Source organism: Paenibacillus sp. JJ-100 (genome assembly GCF_948329825.1).
Taxonomy (GTDB): Bacteria; Bacillota; Bacilli; order Paenibacillales; family Paenibacillaceae; genus Paenibacillus.
Genome location: NZ_CAOJCM010000004.1, coordinates 54,304 through 80,628, shown reverse-complemented (window position 1 = coordinate 80,628; position 26,325 = coordinate 54,304). Strand labels below are relative to the sequence as shown.

The 26,325-nt window shown below is 46.4% G+C and carries 24 protein-coding genes; 6 read left to right on the top strand and 18 right to left on the bottom strand.

All coding sequences use genetic code 11. From position 1 onward, the window contains the following. Positions 1–198 precede the first annotated feature (198 nt). The 3 genes from PQG66_RS16290 to PQG66_RS16280 all read left to right on the top strand — a co-directional run bounded on the left by PQG66_RS16290 (position 199) and on the right by PQG66_RS16280 (position 3,270). Entirely contained in the window at positions 199–1,170 is a 972-nt protein-coding gene (locus tag PQG66_RS16290) for a FecCD family ABC transporter permease (protein WP_272039170.1), read from the top strand. Positions 1,171–1,173: 3 nt separating this feature from the next. After that, positions 1,174–2,226 (top strand): FecCD family ABC transporter permease, encoded by a 1,053-nt coding sequence (locus PQG66_RS16285; protein WP_272039169.1) that lies wholly within the window; start codon positions 1,174–1,176, stop codon positions 2,224–2,226. Positions 2,227–2,313: 87 nt separating this feature from the next. After that, a complete protein-coding gene (locus tag PQG66_RS16280; RefSeq protein ID WP_272039167.1) occupies positions 2,314–3,270 on the top strand; it encodes an iron-hydroxamate ABC transporter substrate-binding protein in 957 nt (318 codons plus the stop codon). A 219-nt stretch (positions 3,271–3,489) separates the two neighbouring features. Here PQG66_RS16280 and PQG66_RS16275 read toward each other — a convergent pair whose 3' ends face one another. The 5 genes from PQG66_RS16275 to PQG66_RS16255 form a co-directional block, all read right to left on the bottom strand. Beyond that, positions 3,490–3,912: a macro domain-containing protein gene (locus PQG66_RS16275; protein WP_272038805.1), complete on the bottom strand. Its 423-nt coding sequence runs from the start codon at positions 3,910–3,912 to the stop codon at positions 3,490–3,492. Positions 3,913–3,957: 45 nt separating this feature from the next. Next, a complete protein-coding gene (locus tag PQG66_RS16270) occupies positions 3,958–4,947 on the bottom strand; it encodes a TIGR02452 family protein (protein ID WP_272038804.1) in 990 nt (329 codons plus the stop codon). After that, the gene (locus PQG66_RS16265) at positions 4,916–5,425 is read right to left on the bottom strand and encodes an NADAR family protein (protein ID WP_272038803.1); all 510 of its coding nucleotides are present in this window, start codon (positions 5,423–5,425) and stop codon (positions 4,916–4,918) included. Before PQG66_RS16265 ends, PQG66_RS16270 begins: the two co-directional genes overlap by 32 nt. Positions 5,426–5,457: 32 nt before the next feature. Continuing rightward, complete coding sequence (locus PQG66_RS16260) at positions 5,458–6,438, bottom strand: NUDIX hydrolase (RefSeq protein WP_272038802.1); 981 nt, start codon at positions 6,436–6,438, stop codon at positions 5,458–5,460. 225 nt (positions 6,439–6,663) lie between these two features. After that, positions 6,664–7,638, bottom strand: a complete 975-nt coding sequence (locus PQG66_RS16255; protein ID WP_442955119.1) for a phage baseplate protein — start codon at positions 7,636–7,638, stop codon at positions 6,664–6,666. A 227-nt stretch (positions 7,639–7,865) separates the two neighbouring features. Between PQG66_RS16255 and PQG66_RS16250 the strand changes: the two genes are divergently transcribed. Further along, positions 7,866–9,014 carry a DUF418 domain-containing protein gene (locus PQG66_RS16250; protein ID WP_272038800.1) on the top strand — a complete coding sequence of 383 codons (1,149 nt, stop codon included), beginning with the start codon at positions 7,866–7,868 and terminating at the stop codon, positions 9,012–9,014. Between the two features lie 169 nt (positions 9,015–9,183). Here PQG66_RS16250 and PQG66_RS16245 read toward each other — a convergent pair whose 3' ends face one another. The 7 genes from PQG66_RS16245 to PQG66_RS16215 form a co-directional block, all read right to left on the bottom strand. Beyond that, the gene (locus PQG66_RS16245) at positions 9,184–10,749 is read right to left on the bottom strand and encodes an ATP-binding protein (protein ID WP_272038799.1); all 1,566 of its coding nucleotides are present in this window, start codon (positions 10,747–10,749) and stop codon (positions 9,184–9,186) included. A gap of 266 nt (positions 10,750–11,015) precedes the next feature. Then, entirely contained in the window at positions 11,016–12,035 is a 1,020-nt protein-coding gene (gene mglC, locus PQG66_RS16240; protein ID WP_272038798.1) for a galactose/methyl galactoside ABC transporter permease MglC, read from the bottom strand. Then, positions 12,032–13,570, bottom strand: coding sequence for a sugar ABC transporter ATP-binding protein (locus tag PQG66_RS16235; protein ID WP_272038797.1), 1,539 nt, complete (start codon positions 13,568–13,570; stop codon positions 12,032–12,034). Before PQG66_RS16235 ends, mglC begins: the two co-directional genes overlap by 4 nt. Positions 13,571–13,645: 75 nt before the next feature. Continuing rightward, complete coding sequence (locus PQG66_RS16230) at positions 13,646–14,722, bottom strand: galactose ABC transporter substrate-binding protein (RefSeq protein WP_272038796.1); 1,077 nt, start codon at positions 14,720–14,722, stop codon at positions 13,646–13,648. A gap of 183 nt (positions 14,723–14,905) precedes the next feature. Then, positions 14,906–16,048 carry a substrate-binding domain-containing protein gene (locus tag PQG66_RS16225; protein ID WP_272038795.1) on the bottom strand — a complete coding sequence of 381 codons (1,143 nt, stop codon included), beginning with the start codon at positions 16,046–16,048 and terminating at the stop codon, positions 14,906–14,908. After that, positions 16,023–17,831: a cache domain-containing sensor histidine kinase gene (locus PQG66_RS16220; protein ID WP_272039166.1), complete on the bottom strand. Its 1,809-nt coding sequence runs from the start codon at positions 17,829–17,831 to the stop codon at positions 16,023–16,025. Before PQG66_RS16220 ends, PQG66_RS16225 begins: the two co-directional genes overlap by 26 nt. 23 nt (positions 17,832–17,854) lie before the next feature. Beyond that, positions 17,855–19,474, bottom strand: a complete 1,620-nt coding sequence (locus tag PQG66_RS16215; protein ID WP_272038794.1) for a response regulator — start codon at positions 19,472–19,474, stop codon at positions 17,855–17,857. 287 nt (positions 19,475–19,761) lie between these two features. Between PQG66_RS16215 and PQG66_RS16210 the strand changes: the two genes are divergently transcribed. Then, complete coding sequence (locus PQG66_RS16210; RefSeq protein WP_090917732.1) at positions 19,762–19,962, top strand: cold-shock protein; 201 nt, start codon at positions 19,762–19,764, stop codon at positions 19,960–19,962. A gap of 36 nt (positions 19,963–19,998) precedes the next feature. After that, positions 19,999–20,280 carry a hypothetical protein gene (locus PQG66_RS16205; RefSeq protein ID WP_272038793.1) on the top strand — a complete coding sequence of 94 codons (282 nt, stop codon included), beginning with the start codon at positions 19,999–20,001 and terminating at the stop codon, positions 20,278–20,280. 112 nt (positions 20,281–20,392) lie between these two features. Here PQG66_RS16205 and PQG66_RS16200 read toward each other — a convergent pair whose 3' ends face one another. The 6 genes from PQG66_RS16200 to PQG66_RS16175 form a co-directional block, all read right to left on the bottom strand. Continuing rightward, the gene (locus PQG66_RS16200) at positions 20,393–20,569 is read right to left on the bottom strand and encodes a hypothetical protein (RefSeq protein WP_272038792.1); all 177 of its coding nucleotides are present in this window, start codon (positions 20,567–20,569) and stop codon (positions 20,393–20,395) included. A 399-nt stretch (positions 20,570–20,968) separates the two neighbouring features. After that, complete coding sequence (locus PQG66_RS16195; RefSeq protein ID WP_272038791.1) at positions 20,969–21,580, bottom strand: DUF6709 family protein; 612 nt, start codon at positions 21,578–21,580, stop codon at positions 20,969–20,971. A gap of 698 nt (positions 21,581–22,278) precedes the next feature. Then, entirely contained in the window at positions 22,279–23,967 is a 1,689-nt protein-coding gene (locus PQG66_RS16190; protein WP_272038790.1) for a methyl-accepting chemotaxis protein, read from the bottom strand. A gap of 397 nt (positions 23,968–24,364) precedes the next feature. Continuing rightward, the gene (locus PQG66_RS16185) at positions 24,365–24,559 is read right to left on the bottom strand and encodes a stalk domain-containing protein (RefSeq protein WP_272038789.1); all 195 of its coding nucleotides are present in this window, start codon (positions 24,557–24,559) and stop codon (positions 24,365–24,367) included. Between the two features lie 294 nt (positions 24,560–24,853). Further along, the gene (locus PQG66_RS16180) at positions 24,854–25,201 is read right to left on the bottom strand and encodes a DUF4190 domain-containing protein (RefSeq protein ID WP_272038788.1); all 348 of its coding nucleotides are present in this window, start codon (positions 25,199–25,201) and stop codon (positions 24,854–24,856) included. A gap of 342 nt (positions 25,202–25,543) precedes the next feature. Beyond that, the gene (locus tag PQG66_RS16175) at positions 25,544–26,299 is read right to left on the bottom strand and encodes an amino acid ABC transporter ATP-binding protein (protein WP_272038787.1); all 756 of its coding nucleotides are present in this window, start codon (positions 26,297–26,299) and stop codon (positions 25,544–25,546) included. Between the last annotated feature and the right edge of the window lie 26 nt (positions 26,300–26,325).

Here is a 26,325-nt window from a genome sequence, read left to right as displayed (position 1 = left end):
AAAAAATGTCCATGTCCCAAATCTTAATTTATGCCATGTACGGGCTTAGATTAAGATTTTATAATAATCTCTAATTGATAATGATAATCAATAACAATAAAACATGTTATTGACTATAAAGGAGTGACCCGTATCCAACATTCGGGATTGCCTCATCGCCCGTCCAATACTCACAGGTCTGCGGTAACGGTTGGCCTAATGTTTCTATGCGCTATTGCCATCCTGCTGATCTGCATATTTGTTGCTATCTCATTAGGTGCCAAAGGATTAACACTGGAAACGGTCTGGACTGCCGTGTTTCAATATAACCCTTCCCTGACATCTCATCAGATTATTCATGAATTAAGACTGCCACGCGTACTGGCGGCTGCTGTCGTTGGAGCTGCTTTTGCCGTAGCCGGTGCGTTGATGCAGGGCATTACCCGGAATCCGCTGGCAGATACCGGAGTTCTGGGCATTAACGCTGGGGCAACGTTTGTCGTAGCATTAAGCTTCGCCTTCTGGCCGGGATTATCCTACGGCTGGATTATGCTTTTGTCCTTCATCGGAGCTGTGCTCGGCACATTGCTTATCTTCTTGCTAGGTATGGCTGCGCCTGGAGGATTGAGTTCGATCAGGTTGACCGTTGCGAGTGCTGTCATTGCCGCCATGCTTGGTTCCCTGAGCACCGGGGTCGCCATTTATTTTGATCTTAGCCAAGATCTGGCCTTCTGGTATGCAGGTGGTTTTGGAGGTATCGAATGGCGCCACCTGAGAATGATTCTGCCATTGTTGTTGCTCACACTGCTGTTAACCATGCCGCTCGCCCGGCGTGTCTCACTCATGTCTCTAGGGGAAGAAGTGGCTATCAATCTCGGGATGAACCTTCGCTGGACTCGTTTCCTCGCCCTCGCCGCTGTGGTTGTACTCGCTGGTATATCAGTCTCCGCCGTAGGTTCAATCGGATTTGTCGGGCTCGTTATCCCACACATCTCCCGTAAACTGGTAGGTGTGGACTATCGACTGATCATTCCCATGTCTTCCTTGCTTGGCGCGATTCTGCTAATCCTCGCCGATCTGGGTGCACGGATTGTGAATCCACCTCAGGAACTTGCGGTAGGTATCATGGTTGCTTTTGTCGGTGTACCATTCTTCCTCTATCTAGCCCGTAAGGAAAGGAGGGCTCTGTAGGTGATGAAACGGGGGTTCAAATCGATCCTGAAATTACCTTCTCCAAGCAATCCAGCTTCCCGTGCACAGAGGGCACTTACCGTCAGCATTGTACTGCTCTGTGTAGCATTGCTGGTGATTATGATCAGCTTGAACACGGGGACGGTTCGAGTATCCCCTCTGGCCGTCGTGCAGACCTTACTGGGACAAGGAAGTGAGCAGGACCAGATCATTCTGTTCGACTATCGCCTGCCCCGTATACTCGTCACGGTTCTTGCCGGGGCTGGATTAGGAATCGCAGGCGCTGCGCTGCAAGGCATTACACGCAATGCCCTCGCTGATCCAGGAATTCTGGGCTTGCATGCCGGTGCAGCTTTTGGCCTAATCGTGTTTGTCAGCTTGTCATTGAGCATGGATTCCTCAGTGGCACTGCTCATTCCACTGTTCGCTTTTGCGGGTAGTGTAGCTGCTGCACTAATTATCATGCTACTGTCCTATGACAGAAACAGCGGTGTATCACCCATTAAACTTATTCTGGTCGGCATTGCGATTGCCGCCGGGTTCCATGCGCTCACGCTTTATCTATCACTCCGTTTGGACGAAGATACGTACTCCTTCGCTGCACGCTGGCTCGCGGGCAGTGTGTGGGGACGTGACTGGATTCATGTTCAGGCTTTGCTGCCCTGGGTCGTGCTCTGTATCGCATATATCTGGAGCCGTTCCAAAACGCTGGATGCCTTCCATCTGGGTGATGCCGCTGCCACCAGCATCGGTACACCTGTCCGATCCCGGCGTATCCTGCTGCTTCTCTGTTCGGTCGCGCTGTCAGCGGTCAGCGTATCTGTGGCTGGAGGCATCGGCTTCATCGGACTCGCCGCACCGCATCTAGCCCGCAGACTGGTCGGGCCGATGCACCGGCACTTGATCCCAGCTGCCGGACTGATCGGCATGGTGATTCTGGTGATAGCCGATACGGTAGGCCGAACGATCTTTGCACCAAACGCCATTCCAGCAGGTGTTGTTGTGGCCGCGATTGGCGCCCCTTATTTTTTATACCTGCTGGTCCGAACGAAATGATGATTCACTAGCTTCATTGGGCAATACCTAATGACATCGAAAATATGAATGACATCCAAAGAGATGTACAAGGAGAATACAGATATGTTGAAGAAAAATCTTATGCTTTTGCTAACCATCAGTTTAGTTCTTATACTTGCAGCCTGCGGAACAGCTCAAACATCCACATCGGGCTCAGGTGATTCGAACAACAATTCAAATACAAGCACATCAGCAGACAATTCGAATAGTAATTCTACTTCAGATGAACCGCGTATTGCGTCTATGTCCATTCATCTAACCAATGATTTGCTTTCTCTCGGGATCACACCTGTTGGCTCGGTTATTGGCGGTGAAGCAAAAGCGTTCTTATCTCATGTGGCAGACCGCCTGAAAGACACCACACCGCTTGGCCCCGTCAAAGACCCGGATATGGAAGCACTGCTTGCGCTTAAACCGGATGTCATCTATCTGGATGAAGAATTCTCCGGAGACGATGTTGCCAAATTTGAGAAAATCGCACCTGTACATGTGTTTAATCTGGATGATGGCACTTGGCGGGATCACCTGAAAGAGATTGGTAAGCTGGTTAACCGCGAGCAGGAAGCGGAGCAATACATTCAGGACTATGAAGCAGAAACGAAGGAAGTTCAAGCGCTGATTCATGATCAGATCGGTGACGGCACCGTGATGGCGATTCGTGTGACAGCCAAGGAATTACGTGTATTCAGCACACGCCGTCCCATGGGCCCCATTTTGTACGATGATCTGGGTCTGACTCCAGCCAAAGGCATTCAAGAGATGGATACCTCTAAACCGTATCAAGTTGTATCCCGTGAAGTACTGCCAGACTATGATGCCGATGCAATCTTTGTCGTGGTCAATTCGGATGATGAAGCTCAGACGATGTTCAAGGAGTTGCAGAGTAACCCCATCTGGCAAGGACTGAAAGCCGTGAAGGCCGAACAAGTATACCCGATCGGAGCTCAACCTTGGCTTGATTACTCTTCCATCGGTAACAAGATGGCTATGGATGAAGCCAAAGAAATGTTCTCCAAAAAATAAATCCAGCTTGGCGCTCAATTAAAAGCCAGTAAAGCCACAAAACAACCAAAACAACAAAAAACCTCGTTTCGGCATCGGAACTGCATTTATAAGAGCACGAGCATATAAACCATGCTCCAGCTTACTGGATATAGGGATCAATAATCAAAAGTATGATTGAACCCTATACCTCGCGGTCTCCGGTACCAAGATGAGGTTTTTTTATTTTGAATATATCCGTCATACTGTGCATACAACAATCTCTATGTCCATATCTGCAAACGTGTTCTGAATAATGAGACGAACCTTCTCCCACTTCAATCTGTCTAACCCACAACCGATTCGAGGCATTGCCAGGTGGGTGATCTCTTTCTCTTTACAGACGTCACGCATGGATTCTACCGCCTTAGTGAGAGACGAATACGTCGGTTTATTTGAAAATTTAGCTTTGGTTACAAGGTTAAGCGTGCGACCAACCGGATAACACTTCCCAATCTCAAGAGGCTCTTGCTGAGCTTGTTCCTGAAGGACCTGTAGATCAAATCGCTCTCTAAACTGAACAGCAATCCCTTTGCCCATTCTGGCATCAGCCGATATGCAGTGTGCCAATACATAGTGATCCTCCAGTTCAAACAAATCCTGTTGTCGTTCGTGAAACTGCATATTACCTCTTCCTTTCCCTCGCTACCATTCAATGTGATGCCAGATTTAAACTTCTGTGAGCTTTCGCTTGAATACCTCCAACGTTCGCTGACCTGCACTGCGGTCATATATGGCAAAGACGATGCAGTCAAAATAGTCCCTGTACCCTTCTCCAACCAATACATCAGCAAAATACGATGCCACCTGTGCTGGATCATTCCGGAATACACCACAGCCAAAAGCCCCTAGCACAACCGTTCGGTGACCATGAGCAGCCGCAACCTCCAATACATATCGAATACGCTGCTTCATGACGGACTTGATCTCTTCATCTGTCGCTTCGTTACGCTCTTTGACTACACCTGCATTTACCGCTGATGCAGTGATAAAAGAGGTTGTGTAGCACTGATCAAGCAATCGGTCATGGTCGTCCCGGATGACGGGTACATCAGGTGAATAGATCATATAGTCTGAATATAGGCAAGAACGCTGTTTGCGATTGTACTCATACATCTCTTGCATCTGCACAATACATGGGTACAGACCGGTTGCCCGTGCCAAGCTTTCTTCCTGTGCCTGGCTTCCACCAAGGAAACCACCGCCCGGATTTTTCGCTGATGCAAAGTTCAGACAAACGACATCCGTTCTTCCTTCCTCTGTCGTCAGACGAGCGGCAGCCGCAAGCGTCGTTTCGCTGGTGACCTCCATCCGCATTGTTTTCTCATCAGAAGCAGTGGACGAGCTGGCATGCCGATCCCTCGCCGAGCTGACCTTCTCTCCATGACGCAGTCTATCCCCTAGTCCTGCGAGCTCTGAAGGTCGATATAGAACAGAGTTCTGAATTGCCCGCTCCAGATTTTCCTTGATATGAACGGCACGGTCGTATCCATTCACATACACGCCCTCTTCCAAAATCTCGAGCGTCTGATGCGCAATACGCGAACGTCCAGAACGCGAGTTAACGCCCGCTTGATCTGTTGATGCATTGGACTTAGAGAACCCATTGTTCTTCCTATTCAAGCTGTTAAGTTTGTTTTGTTTTTCCAAATGACTCATTAGTATCACTTCCTATCTCTTCTCTCAGACGAGTAAGAATTTCGCCAAGCCAGTTCGTTCCTCGCCATGTTTTTCGGCTGCGAATGCGCGGATCTTCCTCCGCTAGCCCCACACCCCAGATTCGATCATCCGGGCTTGCTTCCACGAGGGTTGTGCCCCGAGTGGCAAGAAGAGCAGCCATCAGATCCTCGTTTTGCGTAAATTTGGCCCGATTTCCCTCATACACAATCTGTTTGCACTCGGTTTCCCATTTCGTTTGATCAAAATCTGCGACGGTTCTGCCCAGCCTTTTTTGCACTGAAGCCGAATTCGTATTCATGATTTTGTCCGCAATCTTCTGATCGCCAAAGAGCAGCGCTTTCTGATGCATCATGTACTGCTCAGCACTCGTATATTGAATTCCGTTCACCGTAAAATCAGCAGGATGCCACTGAGAAAACGGTGAAGCTGTGCGCCAGAAAAACGTAAACTTTTCCATTCAGATCACCCCTTACTTGTTACTTATTCAAACTACATACTCTCCCTCTCCGGATTCAAGCGGTACAATCGGGAAGGCCGATGGCCCGCACTGCTTGCATATTCACCGGTCTCAATGACCCAGTCTGCCATTTTGCGACGAAAAGCAGCTGCCAGAAATTTTTTGCCGCTAATAATCTCGTACACCTTCTGTAAGGCGGTTAACGTGAACTTCTCAGGCATGAGATTAAACGCAATATCCGTATATTCAATCTTGGATCGCAGCCGCTCCAGTGCGTAATGAATAATTTGAGCATGGTCAAATGCGATCCCTTGAACGTCCACTAGACTTAACTTGCTGCTCCGCACTCGCCCTTCCACCTGCTCTTTGGTCTCCACGATAGCCGACAACTGTTCGGTTTCGTTCCTCAGCAGGATCTGTAATCTTCGCTCCGTGATTCGCCCATGTTCGTGGATATGACGTTTCTCTTCAATCAGTTTCTGTTCCACCCGAAACCAGCTAGCCTCACTCGCATCATCGCCTGCTTGAAGCTCCAGCTCACTGCTGTCCACGAGTGCCATATAAGAGCAGCTGATTACCCGTGTGCGCGGGTCACGTCCTACATCTCCCCACGTGTAGAGCTGTTCAAGATAAATGTTATCCAGTCCTGTCTCCGTCCGCAGTTCTCGCCTTGCAGCTTCATCCAGCGATTCCTGCATGGATACAAATCCTCCCGGTAATGCCCATTGCCCCAGATAAGGATGACCGCCCCGGCGAATCAGCAACAGTCCCAGCTCCGGTTCGGCCAGCTTACGGTAATTTTCCTGTTCTTCATTACGGATTGTGAATATCAGCATATCGACGGTGACAGAAGGACGCTCATAATCTCCTGCATCATATGTTTTTAGAAATTCTTCTTCACTGCTATGGATGTTCTCCCTCTCTGTATCTGAAGAATATTCATTCGTAGCGGGTTGCTCAGCTTGATGTTCTACGTGCAGTGAAGCACCGTATTCTTTGTTTTCATGAGACATGATGCTGCCTCCATTCTGTTATTAACATTTTGTTATTAACAAATAGTTAATAACAATGTAACATAACATTTGTGATCAGGTCAAATCTTCCATTTTATATTGGATAAAAAAATGCTGCCGTCCGGCTCTCTAATATTCAGAGCAAGAACGACAGCAATATCTGATTATTGGTATGATTCACATCACAGTGCAGTTTTTAGAGGCCAACAGACCAACAGACTTTTTTTAAAACAAGCGATCTGAAACGTAGTAAATTTTCTGCCCATTCTTTTTATTTCCCGGGTCCGTTACGATCGTAAAATATACATTTCCATTCTTCGTTTGCACACCTTCGATTTCGTGCTTTCCAACATTAGTTATTTTCACAAGAGACTGATATTTACCAGAGGCAGATATTTTGGCAATCTGCGGTGTCTGCCCTTCCGCTCCTCCAGATGTAAATAACTCAGTTTTACCCAATAAGTCTCCCCCTTGGAAAGATCCATTAGGTCTAATAATGCCGCTACCCGATTGCGTGAAACTGGATACAGCGGCTTTGATCGCTGCAGGACTATCCATCCGGACCTGTTTATTGTTGTCCAGCAGTCTGTTCAGCGCAGCTGTATCATAAACAGCCCACACGACTTTATCGGTGCTGGATGTATTCCCTTCCCTTGTTTGGATACGGAAGAAGGTGTATTTACTGTTACCACCGCCATCAACACGATATGTTGTTCCCTGTCTGGAGCCTTTTTTGTTCGCATAGTTCATATACGTGAACCGATTCAGATCCGTATAATCTACTGTTTTTCCAGCCTTGTATTGCAGCCGGGCCACTTGGAGAGACCAATATTGCTTCGTTGAAGGATCTGATTTGGAGCTGAAATAGAAATAGTTAGCCCCATTGTACGTATACATATCTAGCGTCTGGCAATGACCGCTGTTTTTAACGGTCATATGATCCACATATTCTGCATTGTTGCCTTTAATCAGCAGTCTGGACAGGTGGCATGTCGAACCCTCTCGCTGGGTCACATATACATATTTGTCTGCAATATATGCCTTTTGAACCGCTCGATTAAACTTGAGTCCTTTGAGATTATAAGCCAGTTTAGCTGATGCATTCACCGTTTTGCCTGGAGAAGCTGCCAGAGCTGGAGTTACAGACATCATCACTAAGAGGAATGCGAGCATCGTAGCTATTATCGTCTTCCATTTCATTTTCGTAAGATTCGATGATTGATTATTGATCATAGAAGTGCCTCCTTTGTAACCTCTGCTAAAGATAGATTCGTTGATCAGGGGCCTCTGAGAATAAACTGCACCACCTAGATAATACCATATCCTTCAAATAGCGAAACAAGGAATGACATAAAATTAATGTTATTCTTTTTAATACATCTGTGTTATATTGTTTTTAATTCACTTGTATCAAAAAGGAGGGTTTCATGAAACGCATTGTTTTGCTCGACATTCTTCGGGGTTTCGCCATTATCGGCACCTTAGGGACTAACATTTGGATTTTCGCCTATCTTGGTGACCTTAATTTGGTGTTTGGCAATACTCTGGAGCCTTGGTGGAGTTCAGGGGATCGTTTGCTACAGACGGTTATGCTTCTATTAGTCAACGGAAAATTCCTCGGTATGCTCACCTTGCTGTTTGGAGCTGGCATGGAATTGAAACATCAAAAAGCAGTTCGTGATGGTTATCGCTGGCCTGGTGTATATATCTGGTCATGCGCACTCCTGCTGCTGGATGGTCTACTGCATTACATCTTTGTTATGGAATATGATGTTCTCATGAGCTATGCCATTACAGGCATGATTGTTTCCATGATTATTCATCGTTCCCGGCGTTTTATCTTGATCATGATGGGAATTGCCGGGAGTATACACGTGATTGGCGTTACAGGAATTACAGCCCTGCTCGCATTCGAATCGGGTTCAACTTTGAACGGTATGGATACCATTACACAGCTATACGCTAGCAGTACATGGTGGGAGCAAGTTATATTCCGGTTGAACAACTTCGTTTTTTTCCGTGCCGAATCCATTGCAATCATTCCGCTTAACATCTTTCTTTTTCTACTGGGGGCACTGCTCATGCGCACAGGTCTGTTCTCTAACGATGAGTCTGGACGCCTCAAACGCAAAAAATTAATGATTGCCGGTCTCGCGGCAGGCATTCCTCTGAACCTGCTCCTGCTCATTCCTGGCGGGATTATGGACATTTGGGTGCGATACATCAGTGCACCTGTACTAACACTGGGTTACCTCGGAATCATTGCCTATGGATTGGAAATAGGACGATTCTCCCGGTTGTTCAAGCGTTTTGGTGAAATCGGCGAGATGGCGCTAAGCTGTTACATTTTACAGAATATCATGGCTTCGGTTCTATTCTATGGATGGGGACTTGGCGTGGGTGGGCACCCTTCTTCTCTTTTTATTCTGCTCTCTTGGCTTGGTATCTGTTTGTTGTTGATGCTTTTCTCCCACTTCTGGCTGCGCAAATACCCATTAGGTCCAGTGGAATGGTTATGGCGTAAACTTTCGATCTCTCCAGCATCCAGAAGAACGTCACAAGATACTTCCATATAAGTAAGTGGCAATGAGCACTACCGACGCAACAAGGGCTGCCCGTAATTCCATCGATGATTGACCTTAATCAATGATCGATGAGAACGGGGCAGCCCTTTTATATTCCATATGGTTAAAAAATCATACAATATCCATCCCCCCTTTTGAGCGGGTCCAGCATGTAAACGACTTACGATTCGTCTGGCACCACTGGCAGACATATCGTAAAGGTGGAACCGGTGCCCACTTCACTTTCTACAGTTATTTTACCGTTATGGTCCTGGACAATTTTTTGACACAGTGCAAGACCAAGTCCTGTTCCCTCTTCCTTAGTAGTATAGAACGGATTAAAAATCGTTGATAACGAACTCTCAGGAATACCGCTTCCTGTATCTGATATGCAAACGAATACGTTATTTCCTTCCTGCATCATATCGATATGTACCTCTCCGGGGTCTGACATCGCTTCAAATGCATTCCGAATCAGATTAATTAGGACTTGTACAATTTTATCTCGGTCCATATTCACACAAACAGACTCATCTCTCATATGAAGTGTAATCCAATGTCCTCGTGAAGCAGCATCCGACTCGGTCAAAGACATGACTCGATCCAGGCACTTTGCCAGTTTCTCGGGCCTCATATGATTGACTTGCGGTTTGGAAAATTGCAAAAACTCCCCCGTTAGTTCAGTGACCCTTGTCACCTCACTCATGATCACTTCGTACCAAGGTGCTATATTAAAAGCCTGTCCACGGGACAACTGCAAAAAACCTCGAATTGCGGTGAGTGGATTACGAATCTCATGCGCCATGCCTGCGGCCAGTTCGCCTACAGCACGCAGCCTCTCGGACCGAAATACTTCCTCTTCATTTTTAATCCACTGGCTGCGTTGCTGCTGAAGCAACTGATCTTCCGCAGTGGTCATGAATTGCTGTAAGGTCTGTGATCGTCCCGGGTAACACGATACACTGTAACTGACTTGCAATCCCTGCAGATGATTCGACAGCAAGGAAGAGATCCGATCATCAATATCTGGTATTTGCGGTAGCACAATTGCAAATCGGTCACCGGCATAACGCGATACACCATGCGCCTCGGGAAATTGAGATATGATCCTTTTCCCGGTCCCCGTGATGACAGAACACCAAGGATCATCCGATCCTTTCTCATACCCGCTGTAATTATTCACATTCAACAGAACTAAAAGGAAAGATTGTTCTGCCTCCACCGTCTTGTGAAGTACTTCCATATATCCCTCGTAATTTAACAACCCCGTAAGTGGATCATGAAGAGTAAGAAACTGATTTTTTTCCCGTAGTTTCCGTTTTTCAGACTCGCTGCTCATTAAGGTATGATAGAGAAAAATAATGACAATCGCGGTAAGCATGTCAAAGAGAGATACCAGCAAACTGTATGTATCTATCGAAACATAGGTCAGTCGAATCAATGTATATTGGAACACGAGTAGCATTGAAATCGGTAAGGTCTGAGTGATTTTCTGTTTGTTATGAATCATGGAAAAGATAAGCATATAATAGAGCATGTTACACCAGTTCAATTCACTAAAATAATGAAATAAACCAAGGAAAAGCCACTGTATCAGTCGTAAATATGGATAACGGCGTTCTCCCCAGATGCTGATGATTAGCAAAGCACCTGTAATGATCATCCATATGAGGTGTGATGTTTGTCCCAGTATTTGTGAGGATACAATGACAAGCAGACAACCGATTGGGAATATTACCATTTTCATTGTGTAACTTAGCAAATAGCCTCGCCCCCTTAGACAAAATCACACGAACAAATATCCATAAATATTATATCGATTATGATTAGCTGATGTTGTCGATTATTGGAAGCTTATCAAATTCGCAAGAATGTATAATTTTCATAAACCATAGGACATATGATGTCATTGTAATCATTGTAGGTGGTGCATAAATCTTCATTCCAACATCAAATAAAGCCAGCTCTCGGATGATGAGGGCTGGCTTCGTTCTCTGGAATCCAGATATACTATTATTTTTTAGCCATATACTTGCGGATATCAAATGCTACAGCAGCTACGATGATGAGTCCTTTGATAATCAGCTGCCAATACGGGCTTACTCCGATAAAGGTGAGACCATAGTTGATAACGCCAAAGATCAGTACGCCCGCCATAACACCCGGTACCGTTCCGATCCCGCCAGCCGTAGATACACCGCCAACGACACATGCAGCAATCGCATCCAGTTCGTACATGTTTCCATAATTGTTCGTTGCTCCGCCAGTACGAGCGGCTTCCAGTACACCGCCGAGTCCATAGAGTGCTCCAGCAATCGCATACAGCGCAATCAGATTGCGTGCGACGTGAATGCCAGATACATGGGCGGCCTGAATGTTTCCGCCGATAGCATACATATTTTTACCCAGACGGGTTTTGTTGAAAATAACCCAACAGATCAGGGCAACTCCAATAGCAATTAGCACGATGTAGGGGATGGAATACCCTCCGCCCAGATCAATATAACCCGAGCCAATCGTGGTGAAATCGGGTCTTAACCCGCCGATGGGCTGTGATTGGTTTGGTTCGGTATCGAAATAGATCGAGTTCAATCCATAAACGGCAACCATCGTACCCAGTGTAGCAATAAAAGGGGGTACATGTAGCTTGGCGACAATGATGCCATTCACTAGGCCCACGAGTAAACCTGCAACGATGCCAATGATGATCGGCAGTCCTACCCACAACTGAGGTAGATCAGGAAAAAAACGATTCGCATACGTATCAATCTGTAACATTGATGCCGATACAACGGCTGTCAGACCCACAACGCGTCCAGCAGAGAGATCGACGCCTCCTGTTACCAGAATGAAAGCTGCACCTAGTGCGATAATGGCCCTTGTAGAGGACTGTTGCAAAATATCCCGCAGGGTGGAAAATGCGAGAAAGTTCGGGTCAGCAATTGCAATACCGATAATAAGCAGGATCAATACGATAAAAATCGCGCGCTGAGTTACATATTGCTTCACTTGATGAACAAGGGTTGTATTCATTGGTGTTCCTCCTGACCAGGACTAGCCATCCGCTGCTGCGCGGCCAGCCTCATAATATGCTGCTCTGTAGCCTCGGCCCCGTCCACAATGCCCGTGAGACGTCCTTCGCTCATGACCATAATGCGATCTGACATGCCAAGCAATTCAGGCATCTCCGAACTAATCATGATGATGCTTTTGCCTTGTCGGGCCAGTTCAGTGATGATCGTATAGATTTCGAACTTGGCCCCAACGTCAATTCCACGTGTCGGTTCGTCTAACAGCAGAATTTCCGGATCGGTCAAGAGCCAGCGGGACAGCAACACTTTCTGCTGATTCCCCCCAGAAAGGTTGCGAATCAAGGTGTTAACTGAAGGCGTTTTGGTTCTGAACTTCTGAGCCTGCTCCCGTGCCTCTTCGCGCCCCTTCTTCTCGTCCAGCAGACCCATACGATTTCGGTAACGCCCCAGGCTTGCAATAATTGTATTCTCATAGACGGATAACACGGGGAATATACCCGTCACACGTCGTTCTTCGGTCAGCAGCGCTATATTATGACGTTTGGCTGCAGATGGCGAGTTAATCTTCACTTTGCGCCCATGAATAGAGATCGTACCTGAAGCAAGTCCGCGTAAACCGAATAAGGACTCCATCAGCTCTGTTCGTTGGGCACCAACTAAACCACCAATGCCGAGTACTTCGCCTTTGCGTAAATGAAATGAAACATCGCGAAACGAATTCGGCTGATTCGACGTCAGCCCTTCTGCCTGAAGAATCACTTCGCCAGGCACGTTCAGCCGCTCGGGGAATCTCTCACTCAAGTCACGGCCCACCATACGCGTAATAATCAGATCTGTCGTCAGATCTGCTGCATCCCAGGTGCCTACCACAAATCCATCTCGCATAATCGTCACTTCATCCGATATCGTCAAAATTTCTTCCATCTTGTGAGAGATGTAGATGATGGACACACCGCGGTTTCGCAGCTCATTAATGATCGTAAACAGTTGCTCTACTTCTTTGCCTGTCAAGGATGAGGTGGGTTCATCCATCACAATGACTTTGGAGTGGAAGGATACTGCCTTGGCAATCTCCATCGATTGAATTTTGGATACGGACAATGTTCTGGCTTGTGCTTTGGGATCAATATCCAGATTCAGATCCTGGAACAGGGCCAGCGTATCCGCGTACATCCGTTTCTCGTCCACCAACAGACCTTTCATCGGGAATCGTCCCAGCCATATGTTCTCCATTACCGGACGATGCGGAACCGGATTCAATTCCTGGTGAATCATCGATATACCATGTTGTAGTGCGGCCTTGGAATTCGGAATCTCTACGTCCTTTCCCTCGATCCGAATTGTACCTGCATCCGGACGGTACATCCCGAACAAACATTTCATCAAGGTTGATTTCCCCGCCCCATTCTCGCCCATCAACGCATGCACAGTTCCAGGCTTCACCTTCAGTGTAACTTCGCTGAGTGCCTGCACACCGGGGAATGCCTTGGAAATTCCGTTCATCTCCAGCAGATATGGTGACTGCGGTGACTGCATCTTGTATCTTCCCCTTTCATCTGACCAGTAAAAAAGGACGTTGCCTTAATGACAAACGTCCCTCTCTGCAGCTCTTTATTGGGCGTCGGCAATGTTGTCTTTCGTAATTTTTTTATAGGCGATCCAGACATATTTCCCGTCCGTAATATCAAATTTGGTGTTTTCTTTGGTAGGTGTCTCACCTTTAGCCAGAACCGCAGCCAGTGCCACCGTTGCTGCTCCCTGATTCTTGGCATCATTCAGCACGGTGCCCAGCATGGTACCATCCTGCAACGCCTGAATCGCTGGGGCTGTAGCATCGACACCTACGACAGGCATCGTTTTGCCATCCTTGAAGTAACCGGCCGCCTTCAATGCCTCAATTGCACCGAGTGCCATGTCATCATTGTTCGCCAGCACTGCTTCGATCTTATCGCCATGAGAAGCAAGGAATGCTTGCATTTTCTCTTGTCCCTTCACTCGATCCCACATCGCCGTATCTTCAGCCAGCGCTTCGACTTCAATGCCAGCATCTTGGATCGCTTGGACGGAATATTTGGTGCGCAGCTCGGCATCCTGATGACCTGGTTCTCCTTTCAGCATGACATATTGCAGCTTGCCGTCGCCGTTTTTATCTGCTTCCGGATGGGCTTTCCAGTAGTCTACAATCAGTTGACCTGAGATCGTGCCGGATTCTTCCGCTTTGGCACCGACATAATACACTTTATCCCACTTATTCATGTCCTCGGCTACAGGCTCACGGTTCAGAAAAACGACCGGAATGTTGGCTGCTTTGGCCTTATCAATAATGACACCAGCCGCAGTCCGGTCTACCGGATTCACCGCCATAGCGTTGTATTTCTTGGATACAAACAGGTCCACCTTCTCATTCTGGGTCGGCTGTGCATTCTGACTGTCTACAATATCAATGGTTGCCACACCCTCAGCTGCTGCGGTCATCGCATTCCGCACTCCGGTCATAAACGTATCATCAAACTTATAGATGGCAACCCCGATCTTAGGATTATCGGTTTTCGTTTCCGCTTCTGCCGTAGTGCCACTGTCTGTTCCCGCATTTCCGTTCCCACCAGCACTGTCTCCACCATTGCTGCACCCTGCCGCAATAGCCATGCATACCGTAAGCAACAGAGTCATCCATGTTTTCTTCTTCATTCTTAATGACCTCCCCCAAGTTCATTCGGCTTTACCGATGTCTTTATTATGAAAGGGTTTACAATGTTTTCGAATACAATATCTTCATCTGTTATATCGAAATCCTCATCAATTCTCGGTCAATCTAACTGAACTGCCTGAGCCTACGCGGATCACTACGATGCAGCTTAAGGATTCTATTTTTTATTGCACAAACGGAAACAGCAGCTTCTGATTATCCATCCAGAACATATTATCTGTACTAACCACCTTGGTCTCTAATGTGACTCGGACTTGAACATGCTCGCGCTCCAGTTTGGCAAGTGCCTGATTCACCCCCAGGTATCCCGCGCTATACCCATTTTGTACAATCAGTCGTTGAAAAACACCTTCCTGCAGTTGCTCTAACTGCTGCTGCTCACTACCAAACCCTACAATCCTGATCTGCGTTCCATCCTTGCGACGATGTAGCTCATCTGCGGCTCCAAGCGAAGCTGACTCTTGCAGAGCGATTAACCCGGCCAGCTCATGCTGATCCAGCAATTGCTTGACCACCTGCCAGCATGCGTCCCTGCTGTTGCATACCGCTTTGGGTATAATGTCGATGCCCGAATAGTTCAGCAGTACATCCCTGATTCCCTGTTCCCTGAGCATCACACCTGCGTTCAGCGGATCGGGACCCACCAAGGCTATCTGGCCACGTCCCTGTAGTAACTCTGCCATCGCCTGACCTGCTTGACGTCCTGCCTCTAGATTGTCCATCGAGATGACACTGGTGATGCCTTTAACCGGGAACTCATCGTTCAGCACAATAACCGGCACGATACCTCCATCTGTTCGTGATATCTCCGCCTCTCGAAGGATACCGTTAAGAGCGTCCTCACTTAGCGGATCAACCAGCACTGCCGTTGCCCCTTGTTTCATCGCGAGTGTTGCTGCCCGAACTTGGGCTTGCTCACGCTCGCTGCGAGTAAAATCGCGGCTTGCGGCAGGGGCTGCTATGTTTCTAGGTGGACTGATCGCATAGTCCGCATTAGAAGAAGTATGTTGTGAAGCGGAGTCCACTGGATATGCTTCCACGGTGATGAGCTGTGCGCCGCGTTCTTTGGCAGCGGCCTCGGCCCCCAGACGAATCGCTTCGGCGAGCTCTCCAGTGCCCGCAGGCGTAATGAGTGCAATGCGCTGCGGCGACGCCTGTTGATCCGCGCCTGCCATACCGCAAGCGGAACAGATTAACAGGCAACAGGCTAATGCTGCATGGAAGAAGGCTCTGTGTGGCCGTAAACTACTCATTTTACTATTCATTTCACTATTCATCTCACTACTCATTCCACTTCTGGCTCTCATTCATCCCGTCCTCCTTCTGTTCTTCCTGAACAGGAATCCGAATCCATACGGTTGTGCCTTCCTCCAGCTCGCTGGCAAACTCGAGCCCATACCCCTCACCATAATAGTGACGGATGCGATCATGTACGTTGCGTACTGCCACACCTGACCCTGCTCCGCTCTTCACCACTGGACGGCCGCTAAGCAAACCTGCCATCTGTTCCTCTGACATCCCTACACCGTTATCCGTAATGCGGAACAAAATGACATGTTCTTCACGCCTCACATCCACCTCGATGCTCCCCTCGTCCATGTGATACTCGATGCCATGCACGATGGCATTTTCGATGAGTGGCTGTAGAATCAGCTTCAGTGTCAGACAGTCCAGTACCTGCTCATCCGCATGAATGGTGAAGGTGAATTTGTGTTTGAATCGCATCTGCTGAATCGTCATATAGTGCCTAGCATGCTCCAATTCTTCACGGACGGTAATGATCGTTTTGCCCTGACTGAGGCTGATGCGGAATAATCGGGAGAGCGAGGTGATCATCGTGATCACTTCCTCATTGCGGCTCATCCCCACCATGCGTACAACCGAATTAAGTGTATTGTAGAGAAAATGGGGATTAATTTGAGCTTGCAGTGCCTCCAGCTCAAGACGGCGTTTCTGCTCCTGTTCGTAAATAATCTCATCCATGAGGTTACGAATTTTGTTCACCATCAGGTTAAATCTGCGCGCCAGGCGCTCGACCTCTAGCGGTCCTTTTGTCGGCAGCTCCACGTTAAAATCCCCTCGTTCTACCGCCTTCATCTTCCGTTCCATTAACCGTATTGGACGTGTCAGACTTGAAGAGAGAACCAACGATACAACAATAACCAGTACCAGTACAATGACAAGCACACGGATTAGATATCCATTGACTTCCTGACGCGTTGTCATGATCTCATCCAGATAAGCTACCCCGACAATTTTCCAGCCGATATTCGCCACCGACTTCACGGTATTCAGCCTTTTCTGCCCATCTGCCTCATCTTCATAACTGCCTGTGGCCACCAGCGCCTGCTCGATATTTTCCTTTTTCAACCCCATATACATGAGCTGCTGCTGCGGATGGTACACAATATTGCCAGCGCTCTCATCAATAATATAAACGTAACCTCGCTGCCCCAGGCTAACCCGCCTGCTGAGTTCATCCATTTGCTTGAAATTGATATCGACCAGCAAAATAGCCTGTTTCTCCTGACCCTGCTGTATAATGGTGATCCCTTTGCTCATTGAAACAACCCATTGATAAGGACCTGCATACATGTTCTGAATATGAGGCAAGGAGAAGCTCAGATGATTGGGCACACGCAAAGCCGATTGAAACCACCCTTGCTGGGTCACATGAGCACTTCGCTTCAATTCGGCAGCCGGCCTGTTTTTGAGCAGCTGTCCATTCGCGTCGAGCAACGTAATAGAGACAATGTCGTCCCGGCTGCTGAGTAGCGTGTCCAGCTGTTTGTCCACCTGCTCTCCTTCCCACGTGCCGTCCCGAAGCATATGTTCCTCGATAGCACGATACAGATGGGACATGCTCCGTACGTAATCCTCCAGGTTATAACTGACCTGATCTACGATCTGTCTGGTGGACAGTTCCGCACTGCGCTCAGCAGCCTGGGTGAATTTGTCATGCAGCAGTACCGCCATAATGGTGAGTACCAGCACAATGAAGATGGAGAAAGACCAAGTAATAATAGAACGAATGCTGCTGACCTTGGACGAACGTACATACAAACCAAGTTGAACTGCGATGGACTTCATGCGTGCGGTTAATGTTCTCCAGCTCATGGTAGGGAACCTTTCCGAGCCGCAGCGGCCTGTTTGCGATACTCTTTAGGCGAAACGCCAATATTCTTTTTAAAACAAAAGCTAAAATAATTCGGCTCGGCAAAGCCCACCTTCTCAGCAATCTCAAATGACTTCAACTCCGTGGAGCGAAGCAGTTCCCTTGCCTCGTCCATTCGAATCTGCATCAGATACTGCAGGAAGGTGAGCTGGACTTCTTTTTTGAAAATGCTGCAAAAATAACCGGAGCTGATATGTAGATGTGCGCATACTTTCTGAATGGACAGATCTGGATCGGCATAATGTTTCTTCGTAAACGCAAGTGCCTGCTCCACAATATCTTTGTATACATGCTGCCGTCCGCTGGATATCCGTTGCTGTACAAGCAAGCAGACTTCACGCACCTTCTGCTGTGCCTCAGACAACCCCGGCAATCGGAACAGATCCGTATACAGCTGGAATCCTGCACCGAATATATCCTCCATATCTTCCCCTGAAGCCTGTGCCGCTTTCCACACCGTGGTTAACACTTCGATCAAGTAGAGCTGAATATCACTTCGCCCATGCTCCACCGTAATTTCCCGGAAAATGATCTGTAGCCCCTGCTCCAGCTCTGTCTGCGTTCCCGCTTTCAAGCAGCGGGTTAACGTCTGTTGTTTCAACTCATCGAATCGCAGCTTGCCTGCAGCCTGTCGCTCCACATCCGCAATGTAGATCAGGGAATCTGTTCCCGGTACAAGTCGGTAATCCAGTGCCAGTAGAGCATCCTCATAGGCATGCTTCACCTCGGGAAGGCTCCCAACAAGACGACTCGATCCTATCGTTACCGGCACACGCAAGTAATGACGGATGCTACGAATCACATTTTCCAGTGCCTGCTGCTGTAGATTTTCTGCTTCCACTTGTGTTCCTTCCAGCGATTCCAAGGGTTCCACATAGAGCAATACAACCGTTTCCTGATGCAAGAAAGCATGCCCTGCCTTATGCTCCGCCCAGACTTCTGCTGCAATATTAAGCGCCGCAAATAGCTTTAATTCAGGGTCTTCGGACGCATGCAGTGTAAGGATCGATACACCATAACGTCTACCGGTCAGTTCCAGTCCACACTGGCTTGCCCGGCTTAATATATATGCTGAAGATTTCTGGCGATGCAACAGCGTTGCGATGAGATCAGCCTGTAATAAAGGCAGGCTCGTACGATAGTGTTCACGTAACTGCTGTACGTCCTCACGTTCTGTAATTTCTGCCTCCATCTGGGCTCGCAATCGGGTAAGCAGTTCGGTAAGATGCGCTGCCGAGAAAGGTTTCAACAGATATTCATCCACACTAAGTGACACAGCCTGCCGAGCGTAATCGAATTCATCATATCCCGTTAAAATAACCAACTTCACCAGCGGATTTCGCTCTCTTAATCTTCGTGCCAGCTCCAAACCATCCATAAACGGCATGCTAATATCCGTAATCACGATATCCGGCTCTACCCGCTCTGCCATCTCCAGTGCCTCACGGCCATTCTCGGCCAGACCTACGATGCGCAGATCCAGTGCCTCCCAGTCTACTTCGACAACCAATCCCTCACGTACATCTTCCTCATCGTCCACAAGTAGAACACGGTACATGTTCTGATTCCTCCCTTTTTCTCGTTCGACAGGCAGTCCACTTTATAACCGATAGATATCCCACATAATATACAATAAATCCGGACTGATGTAATCGCTTTCTTTATAGCTTTTTTAGAAAATATATTTAAAAATTGACTTATATTGGCACGCGTGTTATGATCATATAGGTCGATACATTAGTGGACTTTACGTCTGCGGTCTAACCACCGAAATGAGCATAGATCAGGATTGAATGTAGCTCATACCAATGGTCGTACAAAACTTATTATTTTTGGAGGAATCACATGCAAACAGGTACAGTAAAATGGTTCAACGCGGACAAAGGATTTGGCTTCATCGAAACTGAAGAAGGAACAGACGTATTCGTTCACTTCAGCGCCATTCAAGGTGATGGTTACAAAACGTTGGACGAAGGACAACGTGTCGAGTTTGAAGTAACTCAAGGTAACCGTGGACCACAAGCGGAGAACGTTACTAAACTGTAAATTGATACGAGGGCTGCCTTCGGCAGCCCTTTATTTATGCCAATGGACAGCTATTTTGTTCTTTGTTTTACATCTACCCAGTTAAGTTTGGAGATTGGTTTATACCAGCTCCCTTTAAGTTATATCCATCATAGAAAAGAGGTTATTATTCCAACAGACCATTATAAATCTAGTGAACATGTTGTATTTTCCACGGTTGACGACATCATTAATTTCTACTCACCCCAACAAACGAGCACAGAAAGTAACGAAGCTCACACCCGCCGTGCACAGCCAGTAGATCCACCCAAACCAACGGATCGCAAGGCCGAACGTTAGCACACAATTACAACAACCTAACCGACAAAAGCAGAAGGCCCTGAACCGCTTAAACGGTACAGGGCCTATTCTAATTGTGCATGTATCATACATAAGCGTTATGAATCTCCACCTAAGGAATCTTGTTGAACATATCAAAAATATCCTCTACGGTTTCCTTGAAGGTTTCATCCCCGCCCGTTCCATTTATAGCTATGTCAAGCCTTCCGTAAATGATCAACAATAGGCTTTTTGCTTCCGATTCGTTTAATTGGCTCAGGCGTGCCTTTACTTTCTCGATTTCTAACAAGACGGTACCTCCTAACTTCACAGCCATATACACTTAGTGATTTGAATTTACGCACTCCATATGGAGTGCGACAGCTCAAATGAAAGGAATAAAGTCACATCGTTTACAAGTATCACGCATTCCTAATAATTGTTACATTTCTTCTCTCATCATATGATAAATAACTATTCAAACTCAAGATCAGGCATTACTAAAAGCTATCTATGCACTCTCATCAACTATATATGCGTAGGTGATTTCTGGATATCAACCTTGTCCTTTTAATGGGACGATGCTGTGATGATAGTATGTTATGTGCTTCGTACAAAAGAATGCTATATGTAAGCACAGCAGAAACATTGGACGATTATATGTAGTTATTTTACTATTATAATATCAATATTCTCTATAATACGTAGACTAGAGCTTGCGTTGCTGATGCTTCAACTGTAACAATCGCCCAACCATAACCAGGCTAATTAGCGCCAAAATTATTACGTATATTCCACCAACAATCGTATAGATTAGCTCTGAATGATCTTCAGTGAGCCCTGATGGTATATTAAGATTAACCATGTATGGCCAAATCTCTTTCCCCATGGGATCTTTCGCATCAGACGGACTAACATATTCATCCATAAATTCATTCGCATATTTAATCAACTCAGGTTCCATACGCTCAATTTTCCCATTAATGACCAGTGGGGAACTCACAACGGATTCACCATGATTCGAAATCTGTGCTAATGTATCGTATCTATTTGAATCATAAAACGGCACTTTAACAACAAGCCCTTTTCCTTTGTACGGATACATATAAAAATAATGCTTGTCCATCTGGGTTGTATCTCCCTCTCTTTGCATATAGAACTCTGCAAAAGCGGGATGGATTCGCTCAAACTCCACCTCAACGTGATCCCCAGCAGATATCGTTGCTGGTTCTAGGTCCTTCAGATTGTCAAATCCTTCTGTATCCTCCTTATTGTTGATTAACCCGATCACAAGCATGGTTCCACACAATAGGGTTGCCAACAGGAATGAGAATATGGTTCCCCGAATGATTGTTCTCTTATCTAAGGTTTGTATATTTTATCACCCTTTCTTCAAAAATCTAACTACTGTTTTCCATAGGTGTATATCGGATACTCTGGTAGTTAATTGAAGTGAATAGGTTACAAACACATCTAAAGTCCTGTATGAAAAAACAGATTGACGTAACTTCGTACTGATATTGACGTTTGAAGGCTTACGTTACTTCTTTGATCCAAGGACTTCTCATAACCGACTCTTCTCTTTGCATGGATCACCATCAAGATTCTTTACAAATTGTTCATATAGATGTCTTGAATAATCATGAATCCGCTGAGAATCCAACAAACGACTTAAAGCCATATATAATCCAGTCAAAAGACAAACTGCTATAATGATTTCAACAATCAAAGACATACCTCTTTCTCCCCTCTTTATCGCAATAATCTAGTCATTAAATCAGACGCTTTGCAGATAAGCAAAATCGTTCGTTTAATCAACTCATGTCTATTATTATAAATTAAGGATTGCATGATCAATGGTTAATATCGCTTGATACGTTGGATTATCAACGAATAGTTCAATAGTGTTCATTATTAAAGAAAGCCACTGTGAAATGGCAAAAGCAGAAAGCCCTGAACCGCGCTTGAACGGTACAGGGCCTTTTCTAATTTTGTATGTAACACAATGTAAGGCAACGTTTATATTTTAAAAGGCTTAAGAGATGCTTGCAGTTCTGCCGAAACATCTGACAACACTGCAGCGGATTCTTTAATCTGCTCCACAGACTTCAATTGTTCTTGTGCAGACCCGGCCGCTTGCTGAGAATTAGCGCTTGCTGTCTGTGCATGACGTGCAATCTCGTTCACCGATGCAACAACCTGCTCTACACCGGCGGACATCTCCTCACTGGTAGCCGCCATATCTTCGATCTCCGTTGCGATGCGCAGATTCGTATCTCGAATCTGGGTAAAGCTCTGTTCTGTTTCACGTGTAAGTCGTAATCCTTCATGCACTTCATCCTTAACTTGGGTCATCGCTTCCAAAGAATGCAGCATGTCCTGTTCCATCGCACGAACAAGCACCTCGATCTGGTTCGATGATTGCCCAGCTTGTTCAGCAAGTTTCCGCACTTCGGTAGATACCACAGCAAACCCCCGCCCGTGCTCTCCTGCTCTTGCAGCCTCAATGGAAGCATTAAGCGCAAGCAGGTTCGTTTGCCCAGCAATCTCATGAATGGCAGTTACCATCTGACCGATCTGAGCGGACTTCTCCTCCAACATATGAATCATCTCATCTGTTGCACTGACGGAAGCTTCAATAGCCGCCATTTGTTTCACCGTAAGCTGTACGGCCTGCCCGCCGGCATCTGCTTGCTGACGTGAGTATACTGCGGCATCAGCGATACTGGAAGCTCTGTCCGCCATGCGTTGTACTCCGATAGCCACCTCTTCCATGGCCTGCAAGTTTTCTTCCGTAGTTATCGTCTGACTCTCAGCCCCCCGCGCTACCTGCTCAACAGAGATAACAATCTCCTCAGACTTACTTGCGGTCTGATCTGCAATCTTCAGCAGTAATCCGGTTGAATGACCTGCTTTATCCGCTGCGTCCAACCCGCCTTGAATAATGCCCTGCAAGCTGTTTCTCATTTCGTTATAGCCTGCACTCAGCATCCCGATCTCATCTCTAACATGATCTACCACTGGCTGTGTGAAGTCTCCAGTTCCTGCACGTTTGATGGCCAGGGATACCCGATTGATTCTTACCTTCACCCTGCGGACATACCAGATGATTAAAGCAATCGCAACCAGCATAGCGATGCCAACGACGATCAGGAAGGTTTTAAGAAACGAAGAGATGATCACATCAATCAACGATTGAGAAGCACCTACATAGAAAATGCCGATAATCTCTCCAGATGCATTTTTGATGGGTTCGTATGCTGTCTGGGTTTTCTGCCCGACAACAACGGCTTCCCCATAATACTTTTCTCCTTTCTGCAGAACGGTTTGTGCGACCTGCTCAGATACCTTCGTGCCTACTGCACGCTTTCCGTCAGTCATCACATTCGTAGCAACCCGTTCATCTCCGCGAAAGATCGTCACCGTATCTCCGGATGCGTTGCCGATTTCATCCACCAGATCAAAATTTTCCTCTACCAATACATTGCCCTTGTATAACTTTCCATCCTTTATTGCCCAGTCTCCAGGATATTTGTATGAGATGATGTGATTTGCCATATCCAAGTCCCGTTTCGCCTTTTCAGTAGCGAAGGTCTTAATGCCATCTCTCATCTCCATGATGACACTGACCGCTACAGCTGAGGAGAACAGAATAAAAATGCCAATTACGATCAAACTGATTTTAGTACCAATACTCATGCTACGCATGTGTGTGAGCCACCCTTTTCACGATTAGATTGTGCTGATCCCCAACAGATTTAGTTCTACTTAGAGATTTCACATATAGTCATATCGGTGTGGTAATATACATTTGTTATATCTTTGCTGTGATATTTATCACAGAATTTGAAATAAATGAACCATTTGTTTACTAATTCAAATTAGATATGTAAGAGTATGTATTAATATAGGAAATCACCCATGAATATTACATCTTATGTGACCTGAAAATACAGATAACAATTCATAGTAGAGAACTCATTCAAAAAAATAAAGCCGTATCACCCCCAGCTGATCGGAGGGTAGATACGACTTTATTTATTCGTTTGCTTACAATTTTTTGCCATCGGACTATCGAGGAGATGTAATCCCTCTAATTCGTTTTTTATTCGGACGTCAGAGTCACCAATGCATTATTCGAATTCCAATCTACTTTCAAACTCAATCCATCTGAGATGAAATGTACTGGCACCAGTGTTCGGTTGTTTAGTTTACGGAGGGCGACAGCGAAAAATACGTATAGTACGTTTCTGCACGTTAAAAAACCACGTTTTTTCAATACTATTCTATGTCTTCCCACCAACTAATTCAATCTTTTTCCTGATTTCGTTGCCTAAAGGTAACAAAACACCTCATTTTCATTACTTTCGAGGTGCGAATCCCCCGGGGATTTCATGGGAGCTTCACATTCGCACCTGCACTAAATCAAAAGGCATATCCCAGTCCTGACTCGCTGCTTAAACAGCAAATCGGACATGAAGGTTATGCCTTTTTGAATGTTCCTATTTAAAGGTCTTTTTTGAATATGGTGACTTCTACTAAACTTGATTTGCAATAAAAATGCTTCTAGTTGCTTCTAATTTTTATCGTCGATCTAGTATGTAGAGTACCCGCTTGTGGAATACAAAATAACTCCTAACAGAATCAAAAAAAGGACAATAGCATAGATTGCCGTTCCAATAATGCCGCATACGAGTCCTGCGACGGCAAGACCTCTACCTTGTTCTGGACGCATCCGAAGTTCTTTGAAAGAAAGCGAAGCAAAAACGATGGCTACGATACCGATCAAAAAACCCAGGTAGGGAATCACGATCGAAAGTATCCCTAGAACGAGCGATACAATGGACTTGGAGTTTGTTCTGGGTGGTGCCACATAAGGCGGCGGTGGCGGCAATGTGTCGTTATAATTCCGATCAAAATTATTGTGATTTGGTTGATTCAACGTAAATCCTCCCTTAGATTAAGTACTCTCTCATTATAATCGATAATAGGAAATAACCACATCCAAATTATGTAAAATAATAACTTTGTTATTTATTTTTCATTACAACGAGATGAAGATCGCTTTTTACTCTTTATCGCACGAAATATAACAACCAAGGGCTCAGAAGGTAATATCTCGTATGAATTTTCATTTATCCGTTCTCCTGAGGGAATTTGGGTATTCGACGGATTTGTCTCCTGATACAGAATCAAAGGCACCCTTGACCGCCGCACAAAAAACGCGACGAGAACATACCTTCATATACTCGTCGCGTATAAATTACATCATTCATCAGGGTGTCTACTCTTCCATATCAACCCGCTGCAGAAATGTCTTCGTGCGTGCGAGCTTTGGTGCACCAAAGATTTGTTCAGGCGGCCCTTCCTCAGCAATTTCGCCATTATCCATAAAGAACACACGGTCCGCAACATCCCGAGCGAAGCTCATCTCATGGGTAACGATCATCATGGTCATGTTCTCCTGCGCCAACTTCTTGATAACGCGTAGCACTTCTCCCGTCAGCTCCGGGTCAAGGGCCGAGGTCGGCTCATCGAAGAGCAGGATATCGGGCTGCATCATCAGAGCGCGGGCGATCGCCACACGCTGCTTCTGTCCACCAGACAGGTTAGCCGGATAAGCATCGGCCTTGTCCGAGAGTCCAACTTTGGCAAGTAACTCCATACTGCGGGTGCGAATCGCCTTGGTGCTCTCTTTTTTCAACGTCTTCGGTGCGAGTTCCAGATTAGCCTGTACGGTCAGATGCGGGAACAAGTTAAAATGCTGAAACACCATACCCATGCGATCGGTAATCTTTCGAATCTCGGTAGCCCCTGTGTATCGTCCATCCTCCACCAGAGATTGGTTCTGAATACGAATCGTACCGCCCGTGATATCTTCCAAGTGGACCAAGCTACGCAACATGGTGCTTTTGCCCGAACCCGAAGGACCAATCACGGCAATGACTTCCCCAGGCGCCACATTAAAAGACACCTGTTTTAGCACTTCAAGTGTGCCAAATGATTTTTTCAACTGATTAACTTCGATACTATATGTCATATGCAGACAGTCCTTTGATTGAAGAG